The organism is Candidatus Methylomirabilota bacterium (genome assembly GCA_036001065.1).
Lineage (GTDB): Bacteria > Methylomirabilota > Methylomirabilia > Rokubacteriales > CSP1-6 > MNEF01.
In genome coordinates this window covers 21,018-31,187 of sequence record DASYUQ010000202.1, presented here as the reverse complement: position 1 = coordinate 31,187, position 10,170 = coordinate 21,018, and the positions used below count along the sequence as shown (strand labels likewise).

13 protein-coding genes are annotated in these 10,170 nt (G+C 70.0%); 11 read left to right on the top strand and 2 right to left on the bottom strand.

What is annotated here, in order from left to right:
- Nucleotide 1 precedes the first annotated feature (1 nt).
- Entirely contained in the window at nucleotides 2-268 is a 267-nt protein-coding gene (locus VGV13_19490; GenBank protein HEV8643273.1) for a GIY-YIG nuclease family protein, read from the bottom strand.
- Between the two features lie 62 nt (nucleotides 269-330).
- Here VGV13_19490 and thrB point away from each other — a divergent pair, with 62 nt between their 5' ends.
- The 11 genes from thrB to phnE (VGV13_19435) all read left to right on the top strand — a co-directional run bounded on the left by thrB (nucleotide 331) and on the right by phnE (VGV13_19435) (nucleotide 9,667).
- Nucleotides 331-1,251: a homoserine kinase gene (gene thrB, locus VGV13_19485; protein ID HEV8643272.1), complete on the top strand. Its 921-nt coding sequence runs from the start codon at nucleotides 331-333 to the stop codon at nucleotides 1,249-1,251.
- Nucleotides 1,248-2,459, top strand: coding sequence for an MFS transporter (locus VGV13_19480; protein ID HEV8643271.1), 1,212 nt, complete (start codon nucleotides 1,248-1,250; stop codon nucleotides 2,457-2,459). Before thrB ends, VGV13_19480 begins: the two co-directional genes overlap by 4 nt.
- Nucleotides 2,460-2,492: 33 nt before the next feature.
- Nucleotides 2,493-3,653: a 2'-deoxycytidine 5'-triphosphate deaminase gene (locus tag VGV13_19475; GenBank protein ID HEV8643270.1), complete on the top strand. Its 1,161-nt coding sequence runs from the start codon at nucleotides 2,493-2,495 to the stop codon at nucleotides 3,651-3,653.
- An 88-nt stretch (nucleotides 3,654-3,741) separates the two neighbouring features.
- The gene (locus tag VGV13_19470; protein ID HEV8643269.1) at nucleotides 3,742-3,945 is read left to right on the top strand and encodes a ubiquitin-like protein Pup; all 204 of its coding nucleotides are present in this window, start codon (nucleotides 3,742-3,744) and stop codon (nucleotides 3,943-3,945) included.
- 3 nt (nucleotides 3,946-3,948) lie between these two features.
- Nucleotides 3,949-4,161 carry a zinc ribbon domain-containing protein gene (locus VGV13_19465; protein HEV8643268.1) on the top strand — a complete coding sequence of 71 codons (213 nt, stop codon included), beginning with the start codon at nucleotides 3,949-3,951 and terminating at the stop codon, nucleotides 4,159-4,161.
- A gap of 32 nt (nucleotides 4,162-4,193) precedes the next feature.
- Nucleotides 4,194-5,099, top strand: coding sequence for a selenium metabolism-associated LysR family transcriptional regulator (locus tag VGV13_19460; GenBank protein HEV8643267.1), 906 nt, complete (start codon nucleotides 4,194-4,196; stop codon nucleotides 5,097-5,099).
- Between the two features lie 9 nt (nucleotides 5,100-5,108).
- Complete coding sequence (gene selD, locus VGV13_19455) at nucleotides 5,109-6,185, top strand: selenide, water dikinase SelD (GenBank protein HEV8643266.1); 1,077 nt, start codon at nucleotides 5,109-5,111, stop codon at nucleotides 6,183-6,185.
- Nucleotides 6,186-6,329: 144 nt separating this feature from the next.
- Nucleotides 6,330-7,190 (top strand): putative selenate ABC transporter substrate-binding protein, encoded by an 861-nt coding sequence (locus tag VGV13_19450; GenBank protein ID HEV8643265.1) that lies wholly within the window; start codon nucleotides 6,330-6,332, stop codon nucleotides 7,188-7,190.
- Nucleotides 7,191-7,192: 2 nt separating this feature from the next.
- On the top strand, nucleotides 7,193-8,017 hold the full coding sequence (locus tag VGV13_19445) for an ATP-binding cassette domain-containing protein (protein HEV8643264.1): 825 nt from the start codon (nucleotides 7,193-7,195) through the stop codon (nucleotides 8,015-8,017).
- On the top strand, nucleotides 7,977-8,831 hold the full coding sequence (gene phnE / locus VGV13_19440) for a phosphonate ABC transporter, permease protein PhnE (protein ID HEV8643263.1): 855 nt from the start codon (nucleotides 7,977-7,979) through the stop codon (nucleotides 8,829-8,831). The genes VGV13_19445 and phnE (VGV13_19440) overlap by 41 nt, the downstream gene beginning before the upstream one ends.
- A complete protein-coding gene (gene phnE / locus VGV13_19435; GenBank protein HEV8643262.1) occupies nucleotides 8,828-9,667 on the top strand; it encodes a phosphonate ABC transporter, permease protein PhnE in 840 nt (279 codons plus the stop codon). The genes phnE (VGV13_19440) and phnE (VGV13_19435) overlap by 4 nt, the downstream gene beginning before the upstream one ends.
- Nucleotides 9,668-9,685: 18 nt before the next feature.
- Here the strand turns inward: phnE (VGV13_19435) and VGV13_19430 are convergent, their stop codons facing one another.
- A complete protein-coding gene (locus VGV13_19430) occupies nucleotides 9,686-9,970 on the bottom strand; it encodes an anti-sigma factor (GenBank protein ID HEV8643261.1) in 285 nt (94 codons plus the stop codon).
- Nucleotides 9,971-10,170 lie beyond the last annotated feature (200 nt).

Below are 10,170 nucleotides of genomic sequence, written 5' to 3'. Positions count from 1 at the left end.
TCTAGTGCCGTTCCAACTTGTTGGTACTAAATCTGGCCAGGAACGACGCGAGGCGGTTGCGCAAGAAGCGTTTACCCTTCCCCGTCTTCAAGAACCGTTCCCGGCGAAACGCATCATCGCCACTCAGGCCGGCCTCGTAGTACACGAGTACCAGTGGCCGTCGGTAAGCGGTCGCGCGCACCTTTCCGCCAGCGTGCAGCTTGATTCGGGTGCGGAGGTCGTGCGTCGTTCCGGTGTAGAGCCGTTGATCTCGATCACTCCGCAACACGTACGTGTAGTACACGGCGCCTCCCTTGGCGCGAATAGTTGGAACGGCACTAGGCGCTCGCGGTGACGCCTCGGCGCGTTCACGTCCGCGTTCCCGCCACCTCGGCGAACCTCGGTCCCGGCTTCGATTCGCTGGGACTCGCGCTTGCCCTCTACAACGAGGTCGTCGCCGAGGAATCCGACCGCGTGACCGTCACCATCGAGGGCGAAGGCAAGGGCCGGCTGGCACCGAACGAGCGTAACGTCGTCGCGCGCGGCGTCCAGGCCGCCTACGAGGCCGGGGGCCACGCCTTCCGCGGCTGCGCGCTCGCCTGCGTGAACCGCATCCCGCTGGCGCGCGGGCTCGGCTCGAGCGCCGCGGCCTGGGTGGGCGGACTGGTCGCCGGCAATGCGCTGCTGGGCTCGCCGCTGGACCGCAACACGCTGCTGGGGCTGGCGGCCCGCGCCGAGGGCCATCCCGACAATGTCGCCGCCGCGCTCCTCGGCGGCCTCACCGTCGCCTGCTCGGGGCCGGAGGGGACCACGGCGGTGGCGCTCCCGGTGCCGGCGGGCCTGCGCTGGATCGCGCTGGTCCCGGACATCACCAGCGCGACCGCCGAGGCCCGCGCCGTTCTGCCGGCCACCGTCGCGCGAGAGGACGCCGTCTTCAACGTCCAGCGCGTCGCGCTCCTGCTGGCGAGCCTCCAGGCCAACCGTCCCGACGCGCTGAGCATCGCGCTGGAGGATCGCCTGCACGAGCCGCATCGGCTGCGCCTCTTTCCCTGGATGCCCGGCGTGGTGGCGGCGGCGCGGCGGGCGGGCGCGCTGGGCTGTGTGCTGAGCGGGGCCGGCCCGTCGCTGCTGGCCGTCGTCGCCACCGCAGCCGGCGCCGCCGACGCCGTCGCCCGCGCCATGGAGCAGGCGCTGGGCCGCGCGGGGATCGTCGGCCGCGCGCAGGCGCTCGAGGTCGACCGGCAGGGCGCCGTGGTGGACGCCTCGTCCTGAACGCGCGCAGGCGCATCGTCGGCGTCGTCTGGCTGATCCTGGCCGCCGCCTACGGCCTCTTCTTCTCCTTCTCCATCTTCTTCGTCCCGCTCATCGAGGAATTTCGCTGGTCGCGCGCCCTCACCGCGGGAGCGATGTCGGTCTCCACGATGGTACAGGGCGTGCTGGCGCCGGTGACGGGCATCGTCGTGGACCGGCTGGGCCCACGGCGGGTGATTCTCCTGGGCGTCGTGCTGCTGGGGGGCTCCTCGATCCTGGCCGGCACCATCCAGGCGCCGTGGCACCTGTACCTCTATACCGGCGTCCTGGGGGCGATGGGGATCGTCGCGCTGGGCTGGGTGCCCATGGGCGTGCTGCTCTCGCGCTGGGTGGTGGAGCGCCGGGGCCGCATGGTGGGGCTCGCGTTCTCGGGGATGGGTATCGGCGTGTTCGTCTTCGGGCCGCTCGCGCAGTGGCTCATCGACGTCGTCGGCTGGCGCGGGGCGAGCGTGATGCTGGGCGTCGGGGTGCTGGTCCTGCTGCTGCCGATCGCCTGGTGGGGCGCCCGCGACGCGCCGGTGCCGGCCCCGGGGCCGCCGGTAGCGGAGTCGAGCCGAGCTTCCCGGCCCCAGCGTGCGCGCGAGGATCCGACGCTCGCGCAGGCGCTGAGGACGCGCGCGTTCTGGGCGCTGGGCGCCGCCTACCTGTTCACCCCTCTGGCCGTCTTCCCCGTTTTCACGCACCAGGTCGCGTTTGCCGTCGACCTCGGCTTCCCGCGCCTGCAGGTGGCGTGGCTCTTCGGTCTCATGGGGCTGATGTCGAGCGTCGGGCGTGCCGTGTTCGGCGTCGTCGCCGATCGCTTCGGCGGCGCGCTGTCCGCCACGATCTCGTTCGGGTGCACGGCGGGCGGGGCGCTGGCCCTGGTGGCCACCGAGGCGTGGCCCCACACGGCGTGGCTGGTCGTCTACGCGCTCCTGTTCGGGCTCGGCTTCGGGGCGCGGGGACCGATCATCACGGCCATCGCCGCCGATCTCTTCGGCGGCCGCCGCTTCGGCGTGATCTACGGCCTGCTCAACCTCGGCAACGGCGTCGGCGCCGCCCTCGGCCCTTGGTTCGGCGGCGCCGTGCACGACGTCGCCGGCTCCTACCGCATCGCGTTCCTCTCCTCCGTCCTCTTCAGCGCGCTCGCCTCCGCGTGCTTCTGGGTGGCCCGCCGGCGCGCGGCTTGACGGGCGAGGGACCGCGATGCTAAGTGGAGCGCGATGAGGACCAGTCTGGCGCCACCGGCGCGCAACACCCGCCCGGGTGTGCTTCCGTATCAAGAGCTGCGCGCGGCGGTCGCGGCCGGGTGGATCCGAGCGGCGGCATCGGTGCGGGAGGCCCAGTTCCAGCCGGCGAGCCTCGATCTCCGGTTGGGCCCGGTGGCCTATCAGCTGCGCGCGAGCTTCCTGCCCTTCCGGGAGACGGTCCAGAGCCGGCTGCGGCAGGACGACGTGCTCGACAGCGATCTCGTGATCGATCAGCTGCCGCTGGAGCCGGGGGTGACGCTCCAGCGCGGTTCCGTCTATCTGGTACCGCTGCTCGAATCACTGGCGCTGCCGTCCGAGGTGCGCGGGCGCTGTAACCCCAAGAGCACGACCGGCCGCCTCGACATCTTCACGCGCGTGATCACGGACGCCACCCCGCGGTTCGACGAGATCCGCGCCGGCTACGCGGGTCCGCTCTACCTCGAGATCTCGCCGCAGTCGTTCCCGGTGCGCGTGCAGACCGGACAGTCGCTGAACCAGCTGCGGCTGCTGAGCGGCCAGACGCTGCTCTCCGATGCCGCGCTGGCGGAGGTCTACGGCCAGACGCCGCTGCTCTACGACGACGATCGGCCGATTCCGCTCGAGCGCGTCGTGTTCAACGACGGCCTCTGCATGGGGGTCGACCTCTCGGGCCGCAAGACCGGCGGCATCATCGGCTACCGCGCCCACCCCAATCCGCCGGCGGTGGATCTGGGCAAGGTCGATTTCTATGATCCGGTGGAGTTCTGGGAGCCGATCAAGCGGCCAGGCCGCGACGCATACATCCTGGAGGCCGATCGCTTCTACATCCTGGTGTCGAAGGAGCGGATCCGCGTGCCCCCCGAGTTCGCGGCCGAGATGGTGGTGTACGATGCGGGCGCCGGCGAGATCCGCACGCACTACGCCGGCTTCTTCGACCCCGGCTTCGGTTACGGGGACGGCGGCGTGCGGGGCACCAAGGTCGTGATGGAGGTCCGCGCGCGGGAGGTGCCGTTCATGGTGTACGACGGACAGATCTCGTTCAAGGTGCTGTTCGAGCGCGTCGCCAGCCGCCCGGAGCGGCTGTACGGGGTCGGGCTCGGCTCCTCCTATCAGCACCAAACGCTCACGCTCAGCAAGCAGTTCCGCCAGGCCTGAAAACGCGCTTGGCGAGGTGGCCATCTGCTAGAATGAGTCCAGGGTGCGGCTAAGCGAGCGGCGGGTCCCCTGACCGACGGAGAGCCTTATGGCAGAGCAGCAGAAGAAGAAAGAGACGAAGCCCACCAAGCCTTCCGAGGGCGGCGACGGCGCGGCCGGCAATCCGGAACTGGCCAAGAAGGGCAAGAAGATCAAGGAAGACATCGACAAGCTCCTCGACGAGATCGACGACATCCTCGAGGAAAATGCCGAAGAGTTCGTCAAGAGCTACGTCCAGCGCGGAGGCCAGTAGCCGATGCCGATGTACGAGTACCGCTGCGCCGGCTGCGGCCGGGAGTTCGAGCGGTACGTTTCGACGGGTGCCGCCGCCGTGGCCTGCCCGACCTGCGCCAGCGGCGACGTGAAGCGCAAGTTCTCCCTGTTCGCGCTCAAGAGCGACGGCGGAGTCGCGTCGTCCGCGATGCCCTCGGGCGGTAGCTGCTGCGGGGGCGGGTGCTCCTGCCACTGACCGCGGGGCCCTGACGGGCCCCGGCCTCACCGATGGATCTCCGCCGGCTCGAAGTCTTCGCCAAGGTCGCCGAGCTGGGGAGCTTCTCCCGCGCCGCCGAAGCCCTGTTCCTCACGCAACCGACCGTTTCCGAGCACGTGCAGGCCCTCGAGCAGGAGCTCGGCGTCCAGCTGCTCGACCGCCTGGGGCGCGGCGCCACCCCCACACCGGCCGGCGAGCTGCTGCTGGGCTATGCGCGGAGGATTCTCGGGCTCACGCACGAGGCCCGCCAGGCGATCGACCGGTTCCAGGGGCGCATGAGCGGCCAGCTGATCGTGGGCGGCAGCACGATCCCTGGCGAATACATCCTCCCCGCGCTGATCGGGCAGTTCAAGGGCAAGTACCCCGACATCTCGATCAGTCTGCGCATCGGCTCGAGCCAGCAGGTGAGCGCGTGGGTGGAGGAGGGGCGGGTGGAGATCGGCGTCGTCGGCGCGCGCCCGCCCAGCCGGGCGCTCCAGTCGCGGGAGCTCATGGCCGACGAGATGGTGATCGTGGTCTCCGCCGATCACCCCTGGGCCACGCGCAAGAACGTGACCCTCAAGGACGTCATGCAGGAGTCCCTGATCCTGCGCGAGCGCGGCTCGGGCTCCCGGGAGGCCCTCGAACGGGCGCTCGCCGAGGCGGGCCTCGACCTCGCCACCTTCCGCGTGGCGGGCGAGATGGGCTCGACGCAGGCGGTCAAACAGGCGGTGCGCGCCGGCGTCGGGATCGCGATGATCTCCAAGCGGGCGGTGGAGGACGAGTGCCGGGCGCGCTTGCTCTCGTGTGTGAACGTGCGTGACCTGAACGTGACGCGCTCGTTCCACCTGGTGACCCACCGCGACCGGACGCGCTCGCCGCTGGCCCAGGCTTTCCTGGAGTTCGTCGAATCCCAGGCGGCCGACCGCACATCGTAAGGGCCAGCCATGACGCAGGGGCCGACCGCCACCGGCAAGGAGATCCGACTCACCGCGTACGCCTCCTGCGCCGGCTGAGCCTCCAAGATGGCTCCTGGCGATCTCCAGGAGGTGCTCGCCGTCCTGAAGCCAGCCGAGGGCCCGGTGCACGAGCACCTGCTCGTCGGGCTCGGGCGCGCCGACGACGCCGCCGTCTACCGCGTCGCCCCCGATCTGGCCATCGTCGAGACCGTGGACTTCTTCCCGCCCGTCGTCGATGACCCGTACACGTGGGGCGCGGTGGCGGCGGCGAACGCGATGTCCGACGTCTATGCGATGGGCGGTGAGGTGATGTTCGCGCTCGCCGTGGCGGGGTTCCCGCGCGACCTGCCCAAGGCCATCATCGCCGAGGTGTTCCGCGGCGGTGCCGACAAGGTGGCCGAGGCGGGCGGCGTCATCGCCGGAGGCCACACGGTCATCGACAACGAGCCCAAGTACGGCCTCTGTGTCACCGGACGCGCGCATCCCGACCGCCTCTTGATCAAGGGCGGATTGCGAGCCGGTGATCGCCTCTTCCTTTCGAAGCCGCTGGGCACCGGTGTGATCACCACCGCCGCCAAGGACGGCGCGGCCGACCCCGGCATCCTGGAGGGGGCGGTGAAGAGCATGCTGCGTCTCAACCGCGTCGCCGCCCAGGTCGCCTCGGTGTGCGGCGTCAAGGGCGCGACGGACATCACCGGCTTCGGCCTGCTCGGTCACGCCGGCGAGATGGTGGAGGCGTCCGGCGCCGGGATCGCCGTGGCGGCGTCACGCCTGCCGCTGCTCCCGGGCGCGCTGGCGCTGGCCGAGCAGGGGCACTTCAGCGGAGGGATGAAGCGCAACCGCCGTTACGTCGAGGCGCTCTTCGGCTCGCGGCTGACGATCGATCCGGGCGTGCCCCCGCCGCTGGCCTCGCTGCTCTTCGAGTCGGAGACCTCGGGTGGTCTGCTCTTCTCCGTGGCGCCTGATCGCGCCGATGGCGTCGCCGCGGAGTTCGCCAAGCGGGGAGAGACCTGCGCCGAGATCGGCGGCGTCCTCGCCGAGCCCCTGATCCGCATTACCCCCTAACGACGGCCCACCCGGCGCCATCGGCATTCGCCGATGGGCCCGAGCTCTCCGAATCGGCTCTACCGATTTGCGTTGGCGGCGAATCCCGCTAGGCTGGGCGGCATCTCAAGTAAGGACGCCAATCCATTCACTGAGGTCGACTCCATGCGACGCGCGCTCCTGCTCCTGATCGTCGGTCTGGCCGCGGCCCTGCCTGGCCCGTCCACCGCGGATGTCGCCGAGGTCCTCAGGGTCTCGGCGATCCCGGACGAGAACCCCGCGGAGCTGCTCCGTATCTACACCCCGTTCGCCGAGTACCTGTCGAAAGAGCTGCGGGTGAAGGTGCAGTTCACCCCCGTGATCGATTACGCGGCGACGGTCGAAGGCCTGGCGGCCAAGAAGCTGGACCTGGTCTGGTACGGCGGCTTCACCTCCGTGCAGGCCGTGCGGCGGACGAACGGGACCGCCAAGCGGCTGGTGCTGCGCCAGGAGGACGCCGAGTTCAAGTCGGTGTTCCTGGCCAGGCCGGGGTCGGGCCTCAAGAGCCTCCAAGACCTCAAGGGCAAGACCTTCACCTTCGGCTCGGTAGGGTCGACCTCGGGCCACCTCATGCCCCGGTACTTCCTCTTGCAGGCGGGGGTCAATCCCGAGCGCGACATGAAGCAGGTCGCCTACTCCGGCGCTCACGACGCGACCGCGCTCTGGGTGGAGACGGGTAAGGTCGAGGCCGGCGCGCTCAACTTCCTCGTCTGGGACAAGCTCGTGGAGCAGAAGAAAGTCGACCTCGCGAAGGTGAACGTCTTCTACACGACGCCGCCCTACGTCGACTACGTGTGGACGGCGCGCGGCGACCTGGACAAGGGACTTCAAGAGAGAATAGTCAGCGCCTTCCTCAAGCTCGACCACAGCAACCCCGAGCACCGCCGGCTCCTGGACCTGCACCGCACGAAGAAATACATCCGGGCCAACGACGCTGACTGGAAGGGCATCGAGGACGCGGCGATCGCGGCGGGGCTGCTCAAGTAGCGATGTACGAGCTGCGCGACCTCCGAAAGGCCTTCGACGACGGCGCGGTGGCCCTGGACGGCGTCTCCCTCACCGTGGGGGCCGGCGAGCACGTGGCCTTCATCGGCCCCAGCGGGGCCGGCAAGACGACGCTGTTCCGCATCCTGAACCTGACGCTGCGACCCACGAGCGGGACGCTGCGCCTCAACGACACGGACGTGGCCACGCTCTCCAGCGCCACGCTCCGACGCGCCCGCACGCGCATCGGGACGATTTACCAGCAGCACAATCTCGTGGGCCGCCTGCGCGTCGTCCACAACGTCCTGGCCGGCAACCTCGGACGCTGGTCGACGCTCACCGCGCTCGGCTCGCTCCTGCGTCCGCGCGCCGCCGACGAGGCCGCCCGCGCGCTCGCCCAGGTCGGCATCCCGGAGAAGCTCTACGCCCGGACCGACGAGCTCTCCGGCGGCCAGCAGCAGCGGGTGGCGATCGCGCGGGTCCTAATCCAGGATCCGGCCGTCATCCTCGCCGACGAGCCGGTGTCGTCGGTGGACCCGACGCTGGCGGTGAGCATCGTGACGCTCCTGCGCGACATGTCGAACGAGTCTCGGAAGACGCTGCTCATGAACCTGCACAGTGTGGAGCTGGCGCTGACCTACTTCCCCCGAATCGTGGGGATCCGCGAGGGGCGGGTCCACTTCGATCTCTCGCCTGACAAGGTGAGCCCGGAGCTGCTCGAAGAGCTGTATGCCGGTCACGGGGAGGAGCAGGGAGAGCTGGCCGCGCTCCGAGGGGGCACGAACCCGTTTGGTAGGGCCTGCCGACCGCTTCCCGGCTTCGACCACTAAGTCGACCTTTCCCTATCTCCTCGCCGCCGCGTTCGCGCTGACCTTCGCGCTGTCGCTGCGGGCGGCCCAGGTGGATCCACGCCTGCTCTTCGACGCCCAGGCCCTGGGCAATGTCGCGCGCTTCGTGCGCGGCGCGCTCCCGCCCAAGCTCGATCCCGGGTTCCTCGGCATGCTGGCCCGCCCGGCCGCGGAGACCATCCAGATCTCCGTCATGGGCATGGTGATCGCGGTGCTTCTCGGCGCCCCGCTGGGCCTGCTCGCCACTTCGTCGCTCACCTGGCGGGGGATCCTGCACGAGCGGGTGACGCGCCGAGCGCGCCTCGTGCTGGGGGCCGTGCCGTACGGCGCGGCGCGGGCGCTGCTGTCGGTCTTCCGCTCGATCCCCGAGTACGTCTGGGCGCTGATGTTCGTCCGCGCCGTCGGCCTGGGCCCGTTCCCCGGCGTGCTCGCCATCGGCGTCGCTTACGGCGGCATGCTGGGCAAGGTGTATTCGGAAATTCTGGAATCGGTGAATCCCCGGCCGCTGGAAACGCTGCACGCGGCCGGCGCCAGCAAGGCGGGCGTCGTGCTCTACGGGCTCGTGCCCGAGGCCCTGCCCCACGTCATCTCGTACACGCTCTACCGCTGGGAGTGTGCGATCCGGGCCTCGGCGATCCTGGGCTTCGTGGGCGCCGGCGGTCTGGGCCAGCAGATCGAGCTGTCGATGCGCATGTTCCAGTTCGACGAGGTGCTGACGCTGCTGGCCGTGCTGCTGCTGCTGGTGGGGGCGGTGGACTTCATCAGCGGGCGTATCCGCGCGCGGGTGGTCCGATGAGCGCGGTCGCGCTGTCGCGGCCGCGCTGGTCGCCGTGGCTGATCATCGCCGGCCTCGGCGCCCTCGTGGCGTGGTCGTATCACGGCACGCGCGTCGAGATGGGCACGCTGCTGAGTGTCGAGGGGCTCCGGCAGATCGGTGCCTACGTGACCAGGCTCTTCCCCCCGGACCTCTCCGCGGGCGCGCTGCGCGACGCCGCCATCGGGGCGGTGGAGACCTTCGCCATCTCGCTGGTCGGCTCGGTCCTCGCCGCGTGCATCGCCTTTCCCCTGGCGCTGGGCGCCACCCGGACGATCCTCTACCGCGGCGTCCTCTACGAGGGCCAGCGGCTGGGGCGCGCGCCGATGGCCCTGCGCCTCGGCGTCTACGCGGCGAGCAAGACCATTCTCGCAGTCCTGCGGACGGTGCCCGAGATCGTGTGGGCGCTCATCTTCGTGTTCGTCGTCGGGCTCGGCCCGTTCCCAGGCGTGCTCGCGCTCGGCGTCCACACGGGCGGGGTGTTGGGCAAGCTCTTCGGAGAGGTGCTGGAGGACGTCGACCCGCGCCCGCTCGAAGCCCTGCAGTCGACGGGGGCGAGCCGGCTGCGGATCGTCCTGTACGGGATCCTGCCCCAGGCGATCCCTCAGTTCGTCTCCTACGCGCTCTACCGCTGGGAGGTCAACATCCGCGCCGCCGCAATCATGGGCTTTGTGGGCGCCGGCGGTCTGGGTCAGCGGGTCTACGTGGCCATCAGCCTCTTCCTCGAGCACCAGCTCCTCACGCTGATCCTCGCGATCTACGTGATGGTGACACTGGTGGACGCCCTCAGCGCTTGGCTGCGGGCTCGACTTCTCTGACTCAAACGAGCCTCGGCGCTACGGCGACTTGCGCTGGGCGCGGAGGAAGGCCAGGAGGCGCTTCTTCAGTTCGGGGGGGATCTCGGTCGCGTGGAGCGTGTGGGTGGCGCGGATGGTGCCGCGGTAGGTGTTGACGAAGGCGATGCAGGGAGCACAACCGTCGATGTGCCACTCGAGCAGCTCAGCGGTCCGCGGAGGTAGGGTACCTTCGAGGTAATCGGCCAGCAGTTCAGCAATCTGCCGACACTCGATCGCGGACGGCTGCCCCGCGGGGGCTTCTGCAGGGTCCTCGGATCCGGACATCACCACCATTATATGTAGATGAGGGGCCGCCCTCCGGGGATTCTTTGGCTCCGGCCCTGTCAAGCCATTTAAGAAAGTTACCGGGGGCGTGAATCGTCGAGCCATCTAAGAGGTTACTCGCGAGAGCCGGGACATGGGCCGGCGCAAGTGGTTAGCGAAGGTGAAGTCGGGAAGGTGGGGTGGGCGCCCCGGGCGGCGCT

What these genes read in the sequence shown, in the direction of transcription:
- VGV13_19475 (HEV8643270.1), top strand. Translation starts at nt 2,493, where the DNA reads ATGAGGACCAGTCTGGCGCCACCGGCGCGCAACACCCGCCCGGGTGTG.
- VGV13_19470 (HEV8643269.1), top strand. Translation starts at nt 3,742, where the DNA reads ATGGCAGAGCAGCAGAAGAAGAAAGAGACGAAGCCCACCAAGCCTTCC.
- VGV13_19465 (HEV8643268.1), top strand. Translation starts at nt 3,949, where the DNA reads ATGCCGATGTACGAGTACCGCTGCGCCGGCTGCGGCCGGGAGTTCGAG.
- VGV13_19460 (HEV8643267.1), top strand. Translation starts at nt 4,194, where the DNA reads ATGGATCTCCGCCGGCTCGAAGTCTTCGCCAAGGTCGCCGAGCTGGGG.
- VGV13_19450 (HEV8643265.1), top strand. Translation starts at nt 6,330, where the DNA reads ATGCGACGCGCGCTCCTGCTCCTGATCGTCGGTCTGGCCGCGGCCCTG.
- VGV13_19445 (HEV8643264.1), top strand. Translation starts at nt 7,193, where the DNA reads ATGTACGAGCTGCGCGACCTCCGAAAGGCCTTCGACGACGGCGCGGTG.
- phnE (HEV8643262.1), top strand. Translation starts at nt 8,828, where the DNA reads ATGAGCGCGGTCGCGCTGTCGCGGCCGCGCTGGTCGCCGTGGCTGATC.
- VGV13_19430 (HEV8643261.1), bottom strand. Translation starts at nt 9,970, where the DNA reads ATGTCCGGATCCGAGGACCCTGCAGAAGCCCCCGCGGGGCAGCCGTCC.